Below are 19,643 nucleotides of genomic sequence, written 5' to 3'. Positions count from 1 at the left end.
TCGCTCGCGGTGGACGGTGCTGCGCACGTGTTTCATCCCTGGCTGGCGCAGGGCGACGTCAGCCAGTTGACGGTGACCCGGGGCACCGGGTCGTACTTCTGGGACGACCAGGGGCGGCGGTATCTCGACTTCTCCTCGCAACTGGTGAACCTCAACATCGGCCACCAGCACCCCCGGGTGGTGGCCGCGATCCGGGCGCAGGCCGAGCGGCTCTGCACCGTCGCGCCCGTCTTCGAGAACGACAAGCGGTCGGAGGCGGCCCGGTTGATCGCCGGCCTGCTGCCGGGACAGCTCAACAAGGTCTTCTTCACCGGCGGCGGCGCAGAGGCCAACGAGCACGCGGTGCGGATGGCGCGCCTGGTGACCGGGAGACCGAAGGTGTTGACGGCCTACCGCTCGTACCACGGCGGCACCCAGACCGCCCTGCATCTCTCCGGTGACCAGCGCCGCTGGCCGGTGGATACCGGCGCCGCCGGGGTGGCCCGGTTCTTTGGCCCTTACCCGTACCGGTCGCCGTTCGACGCCAGCAGTGCCGAGCAGGAGTGTCGCCGGGCGTTGCGGCATCTGGCCGAGGTCATCCACGCCGAAGGCCCGCAGACGCTGGCCGCGGTGCTGGTGGAGCCGGTGCCGGGAACGGCCGGGATCCTCGTCCCGCCCGACGGCTACCTGGCCGGGGTGCGGCGACTCTGCGACGAGCACGGCATCCTGCTGATCGCGGACGAGGTGATGTGTGGCTTCGGCCGGACCGGGCGCTGGTTGGCCGTCGACCACTGGGCGGTGCGTCCCGATCTGCTCACCTTCGCCAAGGGAGTCAACTCCGGCTACGTGCCACTCGGGGGCGTGCTGATCACCGAGGAGGTGGCCGTCCGGTTCGACGACCGGCCGTATCCGGGCGGTCTGACCTATGCCGGGCATCCGCTCGCCTGCGCCGCGGCCGTCGCTGCGATCGAGGCGATGCGTGCGGAGGGTGTGGTGGAGAACGCGGCCCGGGTCGGCCGCGACGTGCTCGGCCCCGGCCTGGCCGAACTCGCCAGGCGACATCCGTGCGTCGGCGACGTGCGCGGCCTGGGTGCCTTCTGGGCAATCGAGCTGGTGTGCGACCAGGGCACCCGGCGACCGCTCGGCGACCGCTCGGCGGGCCATACCGGAGCGGACCCGATGCACGCCATCGTGGCCGCCTGTCGTAGCAAGGGGTTGTGGCCGATGGTTGTCGCCAATCGGCTCCACGTCGCGCCGCCGTGCAACATCCTCGACGAGGAAATCGGAGAAGGTTTGTCGATCCTCGACGAAGTATTGTCAATCGGCGATGCGCACCTGTCGTGAGGTAGCGGATTCCGTACGTCACGGATACCGCGGCTGGCGCCATTCACATCCTGGAGGACGTGCGTAGTGACCGAGGAAACCGCCGAGACTTTCACCCGCCGGGTGCCTTACTCCGATCCCGGCTCGCCCGACCATCGGGCTCCCTGGCGCTTTCTGTGGTGGCTGGTCCGGATGCAGCCCGGGCGGGTGCTGTGCGGTGCCCTCTGGGGCAGCCTCTGGATGTGTGCGCTCATGCTGCCCCCATATGTGCTGGCCCGCGCCATCGACGAGGGGCTGCGGGCCCGGGACACGTCGCGGCTGGTGTTCTGGGTAGTGGTGCTCGTCGTGCTCGGCGCCGCCATCGCGCTCCTCGGGCTGCTGCGGCACCGGACGATGACGATGGTCCGGGTGGACGCCGCGTACCGGACGGTCCAGGTGGTGATGCGGCACATGACCGCGCTGGGGGCCACATTGTCCCGGCGGGTGTCGGTCGGCGAGCTGACCTATCTCCAGGCCGGCGACATCAGCGTGATCGCCCAGACCTTGACCATCACCGGTCCGGGAGTCGGCGCGGTGGTCGCGTACGTGGCGATCGCGGTGCTGCTGTTCACGATCTCGCCGGTGCTGGCGGGCCTGGTGGTGCTCGGCGTTCCGGTGCTGGCCGTGGTCGTCGGGCCGTTGTTGAACAGACTGCGCGGCGTCGAATCCACCTACCGGCAGCAGCAGGGAGCGCTCACCGCGCGCGCCGGGGACATCGTCTCCGGGCTGCGAGTGCTCTCCGGTATCGGCGGGCGGGCGACGTTCGCCGGTCGGTACCACGCGATGTCCACCGACGTGCGGGACACCGGCTACCGGGTCGGCGCGCTTACCAGTTGGGTGCAGGCTGCCGGCAGCGGGCTGCCGGTGCTGTTCCTGGCTTCGGTCACCTGGGTGGCGGCGCGAATGGTGACCAGCGGGTCGATCACCGTCGGCGAGATGGTGGCGGTGTACGGCTACGTCGCGGCGCTGCTGGTGCCGGTGACGTTCCTGATGGAGGGTGCCGATGACCTGCCTCGCGGTCTGGTGGCCGCCCGTCGGGTGGTGAACATCCTGACGTTGACCCCGGAGGTGCGTGACGCCGCGGTGGCCGTGCCGGCGCCGAGCGGACCAGCCGAGCTGTTCGATCCCGAGTCGGGTCTGCGGCTACCCGCAGGCCGGATGACGGCCCTGGTCGGCGCGCGTTCGGACGAGGTCCGGGCGGTGGTGGACCGAATGGGTCGCTATGTGGACTCGGCGGTCACCTGGGGCGGGGTGCCGCTCACCGAGTTGTCGCTGACCGAGGTGCGCCGGCGGATTCTGGTCGCCGACAACAACGCGCATCTGTTCGCCGGCCCGATCCGCGAGGCCGTCTCGGCCCGCGCCGTGGCAACGACCGAGGAGATCGAACGGGCGGTGTGGACGGCTGCGGCGAACGACATCATCGAGGCTCTGCCGGAGGGCCTCGACGCGCACCTGGCGGGTCAGGGACGCAACCTATCCGGCGGCCAGCGACAGCGGTTGCGACTGGTCCGCGCGTTGCTCGCCGACCCGGAGGTGCTGATGCTGGTCGAGCCGACATCCGCGGTGGACGCGCACACCGAGGCCACCATCGCCGACCGGGTCCGTGCTGCCCGGCAAGGCCGCACCACGTTGCTGGTCGGCACGTCACCGCTGCTGCTCGACCGGACGGACCAGGTCTGCTACCTGGTCGCCGGCAAGGTCGTCGCGGTCGGCACACACGCCGAACTGATCTCCGAGCAGCCGGGCTACCGGGCCCTGGTGTACCGAGGGGCCGACGCTGATCCGGTCGACCAGTCGGTGTCGGTCCCGAACGGGGCGCACGCATGAGCGGGACGGCCAGGGGATCGCGGCTGCCGATCGCGGACCGGGCGCAGGTACGCCGGGCAACGTGGGAGTTGCTCCGTGGCGACCGGCGGGCGTTGGTGTCCGTCGTGCTCCTCACCGGCCTGGCCTCCACGGCTGGCCTGGCCGGTCCATGGGTGCTCGGCCAGATCGTCAACCGGATCGAGGACGGCACCGCCACCGTCGCGGCGGTGGACCGGCTGGCCCTGATCGTGGTCGGCTGCGCCGTGGCCCAACTGGTGCTTACCCGGTACGCCCGGTACTTCTCGCACCGGTTCGGCGAGCGGGCCCTGGCCCGGCTCCGCAGCGAGGTGGTGGATCGGGCGCTCGGGCTGCCGATCCGGGTGGTGGAGGAAGCCGGTACGGGCGATCTCCTGATCCGGTCGACCTCCGACGTGGCCACGGTCGGCACCACGCTGCGCAACGCGGCGCCGGACGTGTTCCTCGCCGCCGTGCAGGCGCTCTTCATCTACGTCGCGGTCTTCGTACTGCACCCACTCATCGGGTTGTGTGCGCTGGTCGGTGCTCCGCTCATCTGGTGGGTGACCCGCTGGTACCTGGCTCGAGCGCGGGCGGCGTACCTGGTCGAGGGCGAGACCTCGTCCGACGTGGCGGAGATCGTGGCCACCACGGCCGAGGGCGCCCGCACCGTGGAAACGTTCGACCTGCGCGAGCGCCGGATCCGTGATGCGGACAACGCCGTGGACCAGTCCTACCGGGCGCGGCGACGCACCCTGTTCCTGCGTTCCATCCTCTTCCCGGTCACGGAATTCGCGCACTTCCTGCCGATGGCCCTGGTGCTGCTTGCCGGTGGGCTCGGGTACCTCAACGGCACGATCAGCCTGGGCGCGGTGATCGCCGGCAGCCTCTACATGTGGCAGTTGGTCGACCCGTTGGACCGCATCCTGTCGTGGATGGAGCAGTTGCAGAGCAGCGGCGCGTCGTTCGCCCGGATCAAGGGGGTCGGGCTGGTCCAGTCGGCGGCGCCAGCCCGGGTCGACGTTCCCGCCGACGACCGGATCGAGGTGCGTGACCTGCGCTACGCCTACGTCGACGACCACGATGTGCTGCACGGCGTCGACCTGGCGGTGGGGCAGGGCGAGCGGCTGGCGCTTGTCGGTCCCTCCGGTGCTGGCAAGTCCACGCTGGGTCGGTTGATCGCTGGCCTTGACACGCCGCGGTCCGGATCGGTGCGGGTCGGCGGGGTGCCGGTGGCAGATCTTGCCGCGGCGGGCGAGTTGGGCAGTCGCATCGTGTTGGTCACCCAGGAACACCACGTCTTCATCGGTACGCTGCGGGACAACCTGATCATGGCCGCGCCCGACGCCGACGACGAGGCCATCCTGGCCGCGCTCGCGCGGGTGGAGGCGGACTGGGTGCGTGAGCTGCCCGATGGACTGGACACGCTGGTGGCGGCGGGTGGCGTCGAGTTGGACCCGGCCCAGGCGCAGCAACTGGCGTTGGCCCGGGTGGAGCTCGCCGACCCGCACACGGTGATCCTGGACGAGGCCACCGCGCTGCTGGACCCGACGACGGCCCGGCACGCCGAGCGGGCAATGGCCGTGGTCCGCGAGGACCGCACCGTCATCGCCATCGCGCACCGGCTACAGACCGCTCGGGACGCGGACCGGGTGGCCGTCGTGGAGTCCGGCCGGATCACCGAGTTGGGGACGCACGACGAACTCGTCGCGGCCAACGGCGCGTACGCGGCGCTGTGGCGGTCCTGGAACGGGACCGACTAGACCGGAACGCCCGTCCGGGATCGGGCGTCACCGCAACGCCCACCCAGGGTCGGGCGTTGCGTGGGCCGGTGCCAGCCCTTTCGGCACCGCACAAGGAGTTCCTTCGACAAAGGAGGGTGCCCGTGTATGCGGTTGACCGAACCACCGTGGCCGTACGCGCCAAGTACCGGCTCGCGTGTATGTGGTGCGACGCCGTGCTCGACGCCGCATTGGTGTACCGGTGCCCAGAGTGTTCGGGGGCGCTCGAACCGCGTTACTCGCTTGCCGACGCTACCCGGCACCGGTCGCGGTTTCCGGAACGGGTCTACTTCGACTTTCTGCCACTGGGCGACCCGGAGCTGTTGGACGACGGGCTCACCCGGCGTACGGCATGCCGGCCGGCGCCCAAGCTCGGGGCCGCGATCGGCGTGCCCGACCTGTGGGTCAAGCAGGAGTGCGATCAGTTCACCGGAACGACCAAGGATCGCCTCGCCGCCACGGTGTTGGCCGTGCTCCGCCAGTTCCAGGTCCGCGAGTTCGTCGCCTCCAGCACCGGCAACAGCGCCACCGCCCTGGCCCGCGCCGTGCAGCGCGACCCCGCCATGCGCGTGCACTTCTTCTGTGGCCAGGAATTCGTGTCCAGCCACGCGTTGGGCCAGGACGACCGGATCACGTTGACGGTCGTGCCGGGCAGTTACGCCGACGCCGGGGCCGCGGCGCGCCGGTTCGCCACCGAGAACGATCTGCACCTGGACGCCGGATTCTTCAACTGGGCCCGGCGCGAGGGACTGAAGCTGGCCTATCTGGAGGCGTTCGACCAGATGGACCGTCGGCCCGACGTCGTGGTCCAGGCGATCAGCAGCGGCATGGGTGTGGTGGCGGCGCACAAGGGGCTCCGCGAGTATCTGGAACTCGGCGAGCTGGGCGAGATGCCGCGCTTCCTGATGGTCGAGGAGGACACCTGCGCGCCGGCCGCGACCGCCTGGCAGGAGGGTCGCGCGTCGCTCACCGCGGCTGACCGGATCGACCGGCCCACCGGCCTGGCCACCGCGATCCTGCTCGGCGACGCCGCGCCCTACTACCCGTACCTGCACAGCATCGCCACCGAGACGGCCGGCGCGATCGTCTCGGCCTCGGCGGCGGAGTTGGTGGAGAGCCGGCGCATGCTGGCGGCGCTGGAAGGAGTGGACGTCTGCTACGCCTCGGCGGCGGCGGTGGCGGGAGTACGCCGGGAGGCGGCCGCAGGTCGGATCGGCCGGGACGAGACGGTGCTGGTCAACCTGACCGGGCGCGGCCGGGCCCCGGCGGCGTGACCGACCCACCGGGCACGAGGGAGACCACGATGAGCGGGGTGCGGCGGTGAGCAGTGTGGAACAACAACGGCCGGAGGAGTACGCGGACAGCCTGGATATCGCCGTGGTCGGCATGGCCGGCCGGTTTCCGCAGGCACCGGACGTGGACGCCTACTGGCGCAACGTCCGGGACGGCCGGTGCGCCGTGAGCTTCGTTGCGGCGGAGGAACTGCTGGCCCGTGGGGTGGATCCGAAGCTGGTCCGTGACCCGGCTTTCGTGCCTGCGGTCAACGAGCTGGCCGATGTGGACAAGTTCGACGCCGGGTTCTTCGGCTACTCGCCACGCGAGGCGGAGCTGATGGATCCGCAGCACCGGGTGCTGCTGGAGTGCGCCTGGGCCGCTCTGGAATCGGCCGGCTACCACCCGTCGGGCTACGACGGCCTCGTCGGGGTGTACGCGGGCGCGGGTTCGAACACGTACCTGATGCACAACATCGCCGCGAACCGCCGAGTGGTGGACACCGTCGGCACTGGCCAGGTCATGATCGGCAACAGCGGTGACTTCCTGACCAGTCGGGTGTCGTACAAGCTCGGGCTGGAGGGACCCAGCGTCAACGTGCAGTCGGCCTGCTCCACCTCGCTGGTGGCGGTGGTCCTGGCCAGTCAGGGCCTGCTCTCCTTTCAGTGCGACATGGCACTGGCCGGCGGCGTGGCGATCGACGCCAGCAGGCGCGACGGCTACCTGTACACCGCGGACGGAATTTTCTCACCCGACGGCTACTGCCGGTCGTTCGACGCGGAGGCCCGTGGCACGATCGGCGGCAACGGCGTGGGCCTGGTGGTCCTCAAGCGCCTCGGTGACGCGATCGCCGACGGCGACCACATCCACGCCGTGATCAAGGGTTCCGCGCTTAACAACGACGGTGCCCGCCGGGTCGGGTTCACCGCGCCCAGTGTCGATTCCCAGGCGTCGGTCATCGCCACGGCGCTGGCCGGCGCGGATGTCGACCCGGACAGCATCGGATATGTCGAGGCACACGGCACGGCCACCATCCTCGGCGACCCGATCGAGTTCGCCGCGCTGCGATCGGCCTTCGGCGCCGGCTCCGACCGGCAGGGGCCGTGCCTGCTCGGGGCCGTGAAGACGAACATCGGTCACCTGGACGCGGCCTCCGGTGTCGCCGGCCTGATCAAGGCCGTCTGCGCGGTCGAGCACGGACAGATTCCCCCGACGCTGCACTTCACCCGGCCCAATCCGCGCATCGACCTGACCGCGAGCCCGTTTGTCATAAACACCGAGCTGAGCGGCTGGCCCGCCATCGAGGGGCCGCGCCGCGCGGGTGTCAGCTCCTTCGGGCTCGGCGGCACCAACGCACACGTGGTGCTGGAACAGGCACCGCCGCGCCCTGCGCCCGCCGAGACGGCAGGCGAGCAGCTGATCGTGCTGTCGGCAAACGACGAGACCGCTCTGGAGGCCATGAGCGACCGGCTCGCTGACCACCTGCGGCGGCACCCCGACACGCCGCTGCCGGACCTCGCGTACACCTTGCAGGTCGGACGCCGTACGTTCGGTCATCGGCGGGCGCTGGTCGCGGCGCGTACCGCGGACGTGACGGAGGCGCTCGACGTCCGCGACGACGGTCGGCTGCTCACTGCCGTCCGCACCGGGGACGGACATCGTCGCGTGGCGTTCGCGTTCACCGGCTTCGGCGAGCAGTACCCGGGGATGGCCCGGCAGCTGTACGAGCAGGAGCCGGAGTTCCGGGCGGCCCTCGACGAGTGCGCCGAGCTGGTGACGCCGCTGCTCGGCTCGGACATCCGCGAGGCGCTGCTGGAATCGCCCCCCGCTGGGTCGGGTGAGCCGGGCGCCGCGAGCGACCCGTCGGCCGGGGCGGACGGACGCCAGGGGAGCGGGCGACCGGACCTGCGTCGGATGCTTGCCGCTGCCCAGCCCAGTGACCACCCGCTGGACCAGCCGCTGGTCGGATATCCGGCCGTCTTCGCCACCGAGTACGCCCTCACCCGACTCTGGCAGTCCTGGGGCATCCGGCCGGAGGCCATGATCGGCCACAGCCTCGGCGAGTACGTGGCTGCCTGCGTCGCGGGCGTGTTCGATGTGGCCGACGCGCTGCGCCTGGTGGTCGAGCGGGCCCGCCTGATCAGCGCGGTGGGGCACGGCGCGATGCTCGCCGTGCCCATGGCAGAGGACGACGTGCGTGCGTACCTGACCGACGACGTGTCGGTGGCGGCGGTCAACGACCCGGGCACGTGCGTGCTGTCCGGCCCGGAGGCCGCCATCGAAGGACTGGTCGCCCGGCTGCGGGATTCGGGAGTGGTCAGCCGTCGGCTCAACACCCGGTTCGCCTTCCACTCCCCGGCCATGGACACGATCGTCGACGCCTACGCCGACATCGTCCGGACGGTGCGGCTCAACCCGCCGCGGATACCGTTCGTGTCCAACATCAGCGGCACGTGGATCACCGACGCGGAAGCCACCGACCCCGGGTACTGGGCGCGGCACCTGCGACAGCCGGTCCGGTTCGCCGACGGCATGGCGACGGTATGGAAGCTGCCGGAGGTGGTGCTGGTGGAGGTGGGACCCGGCGGGGCGCTGGGCTCCGCCGCGTTGCACCACGCCGGGGCCGCACCGACGGACCGGGTGGTGGTGCGGTCGCTGCCGGACGCGTTCACCGCCGGGTCCGCGCGCGGCACGCTGTTGCGGTCGCTGGCCCGGCTATGGCTGGCGGGAGTCACGCCGTCGTGGGATCGGCTGCATCCGGTCGGCGCGCGACGCCGGTTGCCGCTGCCGACGTACCCGTTCAGCCGGGTCCGTTACTGGCTCGAACCCGGTGCCGTTCCGGCGCTGACGGAGCAGGGGCGGGCCGCGCTCGACGACTGGTTCTACGACGTGTCCTGGCGGCGGTTGGAGCCGGTGGAGCGCAGCGACGACCTTGCTGGCCGGGTCTGGCTGGTCTTCCTCGACGAGGGCGGCGTCGGTGCGCGGGTGGCCTCGCGGCTGGCCGGTCGGGGCGTGTCCGTGGTGACCGTGGCCGTCGGCACGCGCTGGGAAGCCGTGCGACCGGACCACTACGTGCTGGATCCGGCCGTAGCGGAGCACTACCGCTGGCTCGCGGAGACACTCCGCGCGGCAGGCTCCGTCCCCGACCGGGTGGTGCACTGCTGGACGGCGGATCCGGGACCGGTGAGCGACGAGCCTACCGTCGCGCACGGCGAGCTGAACCGGGGATTCTTCAGTCTCGTGCGGTGGGCCCAGGCCGTCGGGCCCGAACTCATGGTGACGCCGCAACGGTGGGACGTGGTGTCCAGCGAGGTGTTCGCGGTGCTCGGCGACGAGCCGGTCAACCCGGTCAAGGCCACCATCCAGGGCGTGTGCCGGGTGGCGTCGCAGGAGTATCCGTCACTACGCTGCCGGCAGCTCGACCTGCCGCCGCCGGGCTCCGGACCGGTCGACCTCGACGCGCTGGCCGACCGGGTGTTGCTGGAACTGGCCAGCCCGGCCGACGGCGGCGCGGTGGCGTTGCGAGGCGCCGGGCGATGGGCGCAGCAGCCGGTGCCGGCGCCGCTGACCGCCGTTCAGACGCCGACGATACGGCCCGACGGCGTCTACCTGATCACCGGAGGACTGGGCCGGGTGGGTCTGGTCCTGGCTCGGGCGATCGCGGAGGCGGCACCCGGCGCGCGGCTGGTGCTGGTCGGCCGCACGGGGCTGCCCGAGCAGGAAAACGCGGAGCATGAGTGCGACTCGGTCGCCCGCGCCAGGCGGGCCGTCCGGCAACTTGAGGCGGCCGGTGCACGGGTCCTGGTCGGTGCGGCGGACGTCGCCGATCCGGTGGCGATGGCCGACCTCCTGGACCGGGTGAAGAGCGAGTTCGGACCGGTGAACGGGGTCATCCACGCGGCCGGCAGCACCGGGCCGGCGGCACACCGGGTGCTGGCGGAGCTGACCGACGAGGAGTGTTTCCGGCACTTCGACTCGAAGCTGCACGGCGTGCACGTCCTGGACCGTCTCCTCGCCGGGCAACCGCTGGACTTCGCCGTGTTCTGCTCCTCGGTGGCCGCGTTGCTCGGTGGGCTGGGGTTCACCGCGTACGCTGCCGCGAATGCCTTCCTGGACGCCCACGCCCGGCGCGTCGTGCCGCCCGATGGCGTCCGCTGGACCTCGCTGAACTGGGAGGCGTGGCATTTTGCGGACGACGCCGACCCGGGCGTGGGCATCGGCGCGGCCGTGCACAAGGTGGCGATGAGCCCGGATGAGGGCCGGGCCGTGTTCGAACGGGTCCTCGCCTCGGTGGCACGCCCGCAGGTCATCGTCTCCACCACGGATCTGCCACTGCGGGTCAGCCAGTGGACCGCGCCGGTGCGCGACGCTGAACCACCGGGCCGTCGGCATGCCCGACCGACCCTGGTGAATCCGTACGTCGAGCCGGCGACCGACCTGGAACGTCAGCTCGCCGGAATCTGGTCGGAGGTGCTCGGGGTGGCGCAGGTCGGGGTGCACGACAACTTCTTCGAGCTGGGCGGCAGCTCGCTGCTCGGCTTGCAGGTGGTGCACCGGCTACGCAGCGAGCTTCGACGGGCGGTTCCGTTGACCGTCGTGTACGAGGGTCCGACGGTCCGGTCACTGGCCAGGTTGCTGGAGGAAATCGAGTGAGGCCGGATCGGGACGTGGCAATCGTCGGCATGGCCGGCCGGTTCCCGGGCGCGCCAACGGTCGACCGGCTGTGGGCAAACGTCCGGGACGCAGTGGAGTCGGTCGCGATCCTCACCGACGAGCAACTGCTGGCCGCAGGCACCTCGGCGGAGGAGCTGGCGCAGCCGTCGTTCGTCCGGGCCGGTGCCTGCCTCGCCGACCTGTGGGCGTTCGACGCGGAGTTCTTCGGTTACACCGCCCGCGAGGCCGAGGTGATGGACCCACAGCACCGGATCTTTCTGGAGACGGCGTGGGAAGCGATGGAGCATTCCGGGTACGACCCGGCGCGGGTCCCGGGCGAGGTCGGAGTGTTCGCCGGCGCCGGCAGCAACGGCTACCTGGCCCACGTGTACTCCCATCCGGACATCGTGGAGTCCACCGGCCGCACTCAGATCCTGCTCGGCAACGAGCTCGGGTTCCTGTCCACCCGGGTGTCGTACAAGCTCGACCTGCGGGGGCCGAGCGTCTCGCTGCGCACGGCGTGCTCCACCTCGTTGGTGGCCGTGCATCTCGCCTGCCGGGCGCTGCGCGACCGGGAGTGTGACCTGGCGCTTGCCGGCGGGGTCTTTCTCAACCTGGAGCAGGATCAGGGTTATCTGCATCAGGAGGGCTCGTTCCTGTCGCCCGACGGGCACTGTCGGCCGTTCTCCGCGGACGCTGCGGGCACCCTGTTCGGCAGCGGGGCGGGCGTGCTGGTGCTCCGGCGGCTCGGGGACGCCGTGGCGGCCGGCGACACCATCCACGCGGTGGTCAAGGGTTCCGCGGTCAACAACGACGGCGCGGTCAAGGTCGGTTTCACCGCGCCGGCCGTGGCCGGCCAGGCGCGGGTGATCAGTGACGCGCTCGCCGACGCCGGGATGTCGGCCAGCGAGATCGGGTACGTCGAGGCGCACGGCACCGGCACCCCGCTCGGCGATCCGATCGAGGTGCGGGCGCTGACCAGGGCGTACGCCGACGTCCGGCCGGGGACGGTGGCACTGGGCTCGCTCAAGTCGAACATCGGGCACCTGGACGCGGCGGCCGGCGTCGCCGGGATCGTCAAGACGGTGTTCGCGCTGCGGCACGCGACGCTGCCGCAGACACTGCACTGCGCCGTGCCGAACCCCGACATCGACTTCGCCGCTGGCCCGTTCGTGCCGCAGCGGGAAACCGCGCCGTGGCCCCGAACGGAGGCACCGCGATCCGCCGGAGTGAGCGCATTCGGCTTCGGCGGTACCAACGCGCACGTGATTCTCCAGGAGGCGCCAGCGACCGAAGCGGCCACCGGCTCGGCACGCGGCGCCCAGCTGGTGCTGCTGTCCGCGCGCAGTGCCGAGGCGCTGGAGGAGCTGACCCACCGGATGGCGACGCGGCTGACCGATGACGAGTTGGCGTTTGCCGACGCCGCCTACACCACGGCGGTGGGCCGACATCATTTTCCGTTCCGGCGCGCGGTGACCGGTCCGGACGCCGCCTCGGTCGCGGCGGCCCTGAAGTCGGGCGAGCCGGCGCGGGTCACCACCGGCCAGGCCGCACCTGCCCCGCCGTCCGTCGTGTTCCTGCTCGCCGGGCAGGGGGCCCAGTACCCCGGCATGGCCGGCGAGCTGTACGCGCAGGAGCCGGCCTTCCGCGACGCGGTCGACTCCTGCGTGAGTCTGCTGGCTGCTCGCGCGGTCGAGGTCGACGTGCTGGGCCACCTGCTCGGCGACGCGGAGTCGGCCGACGCGGTGCAGGCGTTGCACCAGACCTCCGTGGCGCAGCCGGTGTTGTTCGTGTTGGAGTACGCGCTGGCCCAGATGTGGGCGTCGTGGGGAGTACGGCCGGCGGCAATGCTCGGTCACAGCCTCGGTGAGCTGGTCGCGGCCTGCCTGGCCGGCGTGTTTTCGCTCCAGGACGCGCTGGACCTGGTCGCGTTGCGCGGTCGGCTGATGGGGGAGCAGCCGACGGGCACGATGGTCGGCGTCGTCGCCGACCGCGCCGCCGTGCTGTCGTTGCTACCCGAGGACGTGTCGCTGGCGGCACACAACGGCCCGGAGGACTGCGTGCTGTCCGGACCTGAGCAGTCCGTGGCACGCCTCGTGGAGCAGTTGACCGCCCGGGGGATCACCACCCAACCGGTGCACACCTCGCACGCGTTCCACTCCGCGTTGATGCGGCCAATGGTCGACCGGTTCGTGGACGCGGTCGCCGCAGTGCCGCGCCAACCGCCGCACACCCCGTTCATCTCGAACGTCACCGGCACCTGGATCAGCGACGAGCAGGCTCAGGACCCGGCCTACTGGGGACGACAGGTGCTGGCCCCCGTGGAGTACGCCGAGGGGATTCGGGAGCTGGCCGCCGACCCGGGCCGGGTGTTTGTCGAGCTGGGGCCCGGTCAGACATTGACCAGCCTGGCCCGGCGGACCCTCGCGGGCGGGCCGGCGCGCCTGGTCGCCGCGACGCTGCCGCACCGGCGGGACCGGCGATCGTCGGCGGAGGCGGTCCAGCGCACGCTGGGCCAGCTGTGGCTGGCCGGCGTGGCACCGGACTGGGCCGGCTTCTACCAGCATGAGCGTCGTCGCCGAGTGCCGCTGCCGACGTATCCGTTCGAGCGACGCGAGTACCGGCTACCTCAGCGCTCGGAGCCGGTGGTCGGCGGCCGGTCGGCCCGGCGGCGGGGCGATGTTGGCAGCTGGTTCCAGTTGCCGACCTGGCAGCGTACGGCACCACCGCCGGCCCCCGTGCCGGCTGGGAACCAGCACTGGCTGGTCTTCACCGATCGGCTCGGTCTCGGTGACGCCCTGGCCGGCCGGCTCCGCCGGGACGGTGTCCGGGTGACCACGGTTGCGGCGGGCGAGCGCTGGATTGCCGACGGCGACGGTGTGACGATCGACCCCGGCGACGCCGACCACTACCGGATGCTGCTGCGGTCCGTGGGGGCGGAGCAGCCGGTGACCCGGGTGGCTCACTGCTGGAACGTCACCGGCGAGACCGACCGATCGGCCGAACACGGCACCGACGCGGCCGGGGTGTCGGCGGCCCTCCGGTTGGCGTTCGACAGCCTGTTGCTGTTGGCTCAGGCACTCAACGGAAACCCGGGGCAGCCGGACTGCCGGATCTGGGTGGTCACCGACGGCCTGTACGACGTGACCGGGATGGAGCGGCTGACCCCGCTCAAGGCCACCGTGCTGGGTCCGTGCCGGGTCATCCCACGCGAGCATCCCGGGCTGGCCTGCCGCAGCGTCGACGTGACCCTCGCCGGTACGCCGGTCGAGCGGACCGTTGACCACCTGCTGGGGGAGTTCGCTGTCTCACCCGGTCACGCGGCGGTGGCGTACCGGGGGCCGCATCGCTGGACGCAGGCGTACGTCCCGGCACCGCTCCCGCCGCCCGACGATGTGCCGGTCCTGCGTCCCGACGGGGTCTACCTGATCACCGGTGGTACCGGCGGGTTGGGGTTGACCCTGGCGAAGCATTTCTCCCGACCCGGACGTCGGTTCGCGTTGTTGTCCCGGCGGCCCGTACCGCCGGAGTCGGAGTGGCATCGCTGGCGCGATGGTGATGCCACGGACCCGACGGCCGCGCTCGTGACGCGCCTGTGCGAGGTGCGCGACGGCGGAGCCGAGGTGTTTGTGGTCCAGGCCGACGTCTGCGACGAGGACCGGTTGCGCTCCGCCGTCGACGAGGTCGTGGCCCGGTGGGGACGGATCGACGGCGTGTTCCACGCCGCGGGACTCTCCGGTGGCGGCCTGATCCAGCTGCGCACGGTCGTGGCGGCGGCCGAGGTCATGGGCCCCAAGGTGCTCGGCACGCTGAACCTGGAGCGGGTACTGGCCGGACAGCGCCCCGACTTCGTCTGTTGTTTCGGGTCCAACGCGGCAAACGTGGGCGACTTCGGCCTGGTGGACTATGTGGCGGCAAACGCCTTCCTCGACGCGTACGCGCATGCTCGCGCCGCGCACCAGCGGGTGCTCACCCTCGACTGGGGGCCCTGGCAGGAGGTCGGCATGGCGGTGAACGCCGACCTGCCGGAGCAACTGGCCCGGGTACGCCGGGCGGACGTGGCGGCCCGGGGAATGGCTCCCGCCGACGCACTCCAGGCCCTGGAGCGTGCGCTGGGCACGACCGGACCACCCCAGCTGATCGTGTCGCCGACCGATGTCAACGAGCTGATCGACAGCGCCTTCAGCATGACCGCCGATACGGGCGGCGGGCAGGAACAACTGTCGAAACTCGGCACGCCACGGACCCTGCACGCCCGACCCGAGTTGGCCGCCGCGTACGCCCCGCCGCGCGGGGAGACGCAGCGGCGGCTGTGCGAGATCTGGCAGGAACTCCTCGGCGTTGACCGGGTCGGCGCCGAGGACAGCTTCTTCGACCTGGGCGGCAGCTCGCTTATCGCGATCCAGCTGATTTCGACGGTCAACCGGACGGTCGGCGCGACGCTTACCGTGGCTCAGCTGTACGAGGCGTTGACCGTGGCCCGGCTGGCAGCCCTGATCGATGGCCCGGAAGCTGAGCCTGCCGCGCCGTCGGGCCGTTCGCTCGACGAGGTGAAGAGTCGTGCCCGCTCACGTCGGCAGCACCAGGCCGACCGGGTGGCGCGGGCGAGGGCACGCCGTCCGGGCTGACCGGATCGGCGTGCCCTCGACCGTGGGCACGCCGGACCACGGCGGCTCGGCCGCCGCCGACGAATTTCGTACCGCTGATGCGAGGCACGGCACCGGACGACGAGGTAGGGCGGACGACGGATGGGTGCAGAGCGACAGATGGACCGCAACGGCGTGGTGCTGGTGCTCGACTACCCCGGTCGGCGGGCTGAGGCGCCGGTATCGTCGCTGGACCTTCAGGCCAGCGGCTACACCGTTCGGCATCTGCTGGAGCCGCCGCATGTGCGGGAGTTGACGGCACGGGCGTACGCCGAGCGGTTGCTGGACCGGTACGGTCCGTTCCCCAGGGTGCGGGCGGTGTTGGCGTACTGCATGGCCGGGCCGATCGCGCAGGAGGTGGCGGCCCTGCTCGGTGCCGCAAACGGTGTCGGGCCGCCGCTGGTGCTGTTCGACGGCGAGCCAGCCACGGTGGAGGACATTGCCGGCCAGTACCGGGCGGCCGGCGCGAATCTCGGCGCACTGCTGAACCTGGACGAGGCGGACTGGACGCCGCCGCCCGCTTTCGACGATTCGCTGCTGCGTGACGACCCGGCCGAGGCGGTGCGGCGGATCCGCCGTGGCCTGCTGGATCTGGGTGGGCGGGCGGTGACGCGTGGTTCGGACGACCCGGATGCCGCCCGCGCCGACGCGGAGGCGGTGACGGAGTTCTACCTGGACTGGCTATGCCATCTGGTGGCCGCGCACAACTCGTCCTGGCCGGCGTGGGGTGGGCCGGCGGTACAGATCGTCTCGCGTGATCAGCCCTGTCCGCCGCAGTGGCCGGGTGCCGCGCAGACACGCACCATTCGGGTCCAAGCCTCCCGGGTGGAGCTGCTGAGCCATCCCGAGGTGGCGGACGTCGTCCGTTCGATCCTCAAGGAGGCGCACGATGGTCCAGCCTGACGTCGTGGGGTGGGAGACCGGCGGTCAGCGGTGCGCGGTGGTCCGCTCGGGCGAGGGCCACCTCAGCGTGTGGCCGGCGGAGCGTGACCTGCCGGACGGCTGGACGGCGGTCGGCGTCGAAGACGATTACCGGGGCTGCCTGGCCGCTGTCGAAGACCTCGCGCAGTCGCCGGCTGGGGCGTTCGCCGCCTGCGATCCGGCGCGCTGCCCGCACCGACCGAGCATCCTCGACCTCGTCGCGGAGGCCGTCCGGCAACACGCGGACCGGTTCGCTGTCATCGAGGCGGAGTGCCGGCTGACATACCGTGAGCTGGCGCGGAAGTCCGACGCCCTCGCCGCCGCCCTGCGTGGCCGAGGTGTCGGTGACGGGGACCGGGTGGCGGTCTACCTGCCGCGCGGCGTGGACGTCTTCGTGGCGATCCTGGCGATCCTGAAGGCGGGGGCCGCGTACGTGCCGGTCGACACCCGGTATCCGGATGCCCGCCGAGACCTCATGATCCACAACAGCGGCGCCCGTCTGGTGATCAGCGCGCCCGAGTTGCGGGCGGGACTGGTCGGCGTCGGGTCGGCGGTGGTGACCGTCGCCGAACTCACCTCGATCACATCATCGGAGGGCACGACGGAGGGCCGGCCGGTTCACGCCGGTTGCCAGGCGGCGTGCGTGCTCTTCACCTCCGGGTCCTCCGGTGTGCCGAAGGCGATCGTCCTGGAGCACCGTAACCTCGCATACTTCGCGGCCAATCCGGCGCTGCCCGCGATCGGGCCCGATGACCGGGTGGCCCACGTGTCGAGTCTGTCGTTCGACGCGTTCAACTACGAGGCGTGGTGTGCGCTGGCCAGTGGCGCGGCGATCGTGGTGCTACCGACCCTGCCCGATCTGATCGCTCGGGATCCCCGGGGCGAGCTGCGGCGGCACGGCATCACGGCGATGCTGGCCCCGACCATGGCGGTCAACCACATCGCTCAGGAGGACCCGGACGCCTTCACGGGCATCCGGATCCTGCACACCGGCGGCGACGTGGTCTCGCCCGCCGCCTGCCGGCAACTGCTCGCCAGTTCCTTCGCCGGCAGCTTCTTCAACCTCTACGGTCCCACCGAGGGCACCACGGCCTGTACCGCGTACGGGATCTCCGCCGTCGGTCCGGACGAGACGAGCGTGCCCATCGGTACTCCGCTGACCGGTGCCCACGTCTACCTCCTCGACCCTGACCGGCGGCCGGTCGCCGACGGCGAAGTCGGCGAGCTGTTCATCGGCGGGGCCGGGGTGGCCCGTGGCTACCTGGGTCAGCCCGCGCTCACCGCGGCCCGATTCCTGCCCGACCCGTTCGCGATGGCCGGCCAACGCATGTACGCCACCGGCGACCTGGCCCGTCGCCGGGCCGACGGAGTGTTGGAGTTCGTCGGTCGCTCCGACGACCAGGTCAAGATTCGCGGCTACCGGGTGGAACCCCGGGAAGTGGAGCGGGTGCTGGGACGGTTCGAGGGCGTACGGGACATTGCCGTGGTGGTGAGCGGTGAGGGAGACGGCAAGCACCTCGTCGCCCTGGTCGCCGTCGACCCGGGCGTGTCCCTGCGGGAGTTGCGCGGCCATGCCGCCGAGCTGCTGCCGGACTACCTGGTGCCGACGGCGTTCGCTGCCGTGGCGGCCATCCCGGCCAATGACCACGGCAAGCGGGATACTGCCCGGCTGCTCGCCATGGCGCGCGAGGAACTGCGCCGCCGGCGCGACATCGTCGCTCCGCGCGACGACGTCGAGCGGTACCTGGCGCGGGTGTGGGAGGAACTGCTGGGTGTGGAGGAGGTGGGCGTCAACGACGACTTCTCGGCGCTCGGCGGCAACTCACTGCTTGCATTCCGCCTGCGTCGCCGAATAACGACCGATCTCGGTCTCGCGATCGAGGTGCGGGACGCCGTGGCCGTGACCGTCCTCGGCCAGCTGGCTGACCTGCTTCGGGCCCAGCGGAGCACGCCCGTTCCGTGAGACGGCCATAGTGCATCGACCGATTGGGGCCTGTTGAGGTGTATGCCGAACAACTTCCGCTCGCCGGACCGGTGATCGCGCGCCGGGTCACCGGATTGAACCATTCGCCGGTACGCCAACTGCTCGCCCTGTCGGCCCGGCCGGACGTCATCTCGTTCGCCGGTGGCTTTCCGGCGCCGGAGCTGTTCGATGTGGACGGACTCCGGGCCGGCTTCGCCGAGGCGTTGGCCGATCCGTCGGTGCGCCGCAACCTCCAGTACAGCGCGACCGAGGGCAACGCCGAGCTACGCGAACTGCTCGCCGAGCGGCTCACCCGCCGGGGCCTGTCCACCGGCGCGAGCGACCTATTGACGACGAACGGCTCCCAGCAGGCCCTGACGATGCTCACCACCGCGCTCGTCGATCCGGGCGATGTCGTGCTGGTCGCCGCGCCGACCTATCTGGCGGCACTGCAATGCTTCCACCTGGCGGGGGCGCGGGTGGTGCCGGTCGCCGGGGACGCGCACGGGATCGCGCCAGACGCCCTGACCGAGGCGTGCCGGCGGTACCGTCCCAGCCTGCTCTATCTGATCCCGACGTTCGCCAACCCTACCGGGCACACCATGCCGCTCGACCGGCGCCGAGAGTTGGCCGAGGTGGCTCGCCGCCATTCGGTCTGGATTGTCGAGGACGACCCGTACGGCGAACTGCGCTACCGCGGTGAGCACCTGCCACCGGTGGCGGCGCTGCCCGAGGCCGGCGAGGCCACGGTCTACGTCGGCAGCTTCTCCAAGACCTCCGCACCCGGGCTCCGGCTCGGCTGGGTCCGGGCACCGGGATCGCTGCGGCGGACGCTGATGCTGGTCAAGGAGGCAGCTGACCTACACAGCTCCACCGTCGATCAGGCGGCTGCCGCGGTCTATCTGCGCACTGCTGATCTCGACGGGCACCTGCGAGCGGTCGTGGCACAGTACCGGGACCGCTGTTCGGCCATGCTCGACAAACTACCCTCGGTGCTGCCGCCGGGCAGTCGGTGGACCAGCCCCGAGGGTGGGATGTTCGTCTGGGTGCGGCTGCCCGACGGCGCGGACGCCAGCCACGTCCTGACCCGGGCGGTCGACCTGGGCGTCGCCTTCGTTCCCGGCTCGGCGTTCTATCCGGTCGATCCCGATCACGCGACGCTCAGACTGTCCTTCACCACGAACACCCCGGACCAGATCAGCACGGGCTTGAGTCGGCTCCGCGAGGCGTTGCGCCAGTAGGCCA

Annotated in this window: 9 protein-coding genes; all 9 read left to right on the top strand. The window is 71.4% G+C overall.

The window, feature by feature from the left end:
- The first annotated feature begins 9 nt into the window (after positions 1 to 9).
- The gene (locus QQG74_RS20585; protein WP_341716403.1) at positions 10 to 1,323 is read left to right on the top strand and encodes an aspartate aminotransferase family protein; all 1,314 of its coding nucleotides are present in this window, start codon (positions 10 to 12) and stop codon (positions 1,321 to 1,323) included.
- Between the two features lie 186 nt (positions 1,324 to 1,509).
- Complete coding sequence (locus QQG74_RS20580; RefSeq protein WP_341721298.1) at positions 1,510 to 3,168, top strand: ABC transporter ATP-binding protein; 1,659 nt, start codon at positions 1,510 to 1,512, stop codon at positions 3,166 to 3,168.
- Complete coding sequence (locus QQG74_RS20575; protein ID WP_341716402.1) at positions 3,165 to 4,925, top strand: ABC transporter ATP-binding protein; 1,761 nt, start codon at positions 3,165 to 3,167, stop codon at positions 4,923 to 4,925. Before QQG74_RS20580 ends, QQG74_RS20575 begins: the two co-directional genes overlap by 4 nt.
- Positions 4,926 to 5,047: 122 nt before the next feature.
- Positions 5,048 to 6,217, top strand: coding sequence for a pyridoxal-phosphate dependent enzyme (locus tag QQG74_RS20570; protein ID WP_341716401.1), 1,170 nt, complete (start codon positions 5,048 to 5,050; stop codon positions 6,215 to 6,217).
- Between the two features lie 46 nt (positions 6,218 to 6,263).
- Positions 6,264 to 10,868 (top strand): SDR family NAD(P)-dependent oxidoreductase, encoded by a 4,605-nt coding sequence (locus QQG74_RS20565; RefSeq protein ID WP_341716400.1) that lies wholly within the window; start codon positions 6,264 to 6,266, stop codon positions 10,866 to 10,868.
- On the top strand, positions 10,865 to 15,496 hold the full coding sequence (locus QQG74_RS20560) for an SDR family NAD(P)-dependent oxidoreductase (protein ID WP_341716399.1): 4,632 nt from the start codon (positions 10,865 to 10,867) through the stop codon (positions 15,494 to 15,496). The genes QQG74_RS20565 and QQG74_RS20560 overlap by 4 nt, the downstream gene beginning before the upstream one ends.
- 120 nt (positions 15,497 to 15,616) lie before the next feature.
- On the top strand, positions 15,617 to 16,417 hold the full coding sequence (locus QQG74_RS20555) for a hypothetical protein (protein WP_341716398.1): 801 nt from the start codon (positions 15,617 to 15,619) through the stop codon (positions 16,415 to 16,417).
- Positions 16,404 to 18,398 carry an amino acid adenylation domain-containing protein gene (locus QQG74_RS20550; RefSeq protein ID WP_341716397.1) on the top strand — a complete coding sequence of 665 codons (1,995 nt, stop codon included), beginning with the start codon at positions 16,404 to 16,406 and terminating at the stop codon, positions 18,396 to 18,398. Before QQG74_RS20555 ends, QQG74_RS20550 begins: the two co-directional genes overlap by 14 nt.
- 38 nt (positions 18,399 to 18,436) lie before the next feature.
- Entirely contained in the window at positions 18,437 to 19,639 is a 1,203-nt protein-coding gene (locus QQG74_RS20545; RefSeq protein ID WP_341716396.1) for a PLP-dependent aminotransferase family protein, read from the top strand.
- Positions 19,640 to 19,643: the final 4 nt, after the last annotated feature.

The sequence above is a fragment of the Micromonospora sp. FIMYZ51 genome (genome assembly GCF_038246755.1).
GTDB lineage: Bacteria > Actinomycetota > Actinomycetes > Mycobacteriales > Micromonosporaceae > Micromonospora.
This window is presented reverse-complemented; position numbering and strand designations above follow the sequence as displayed.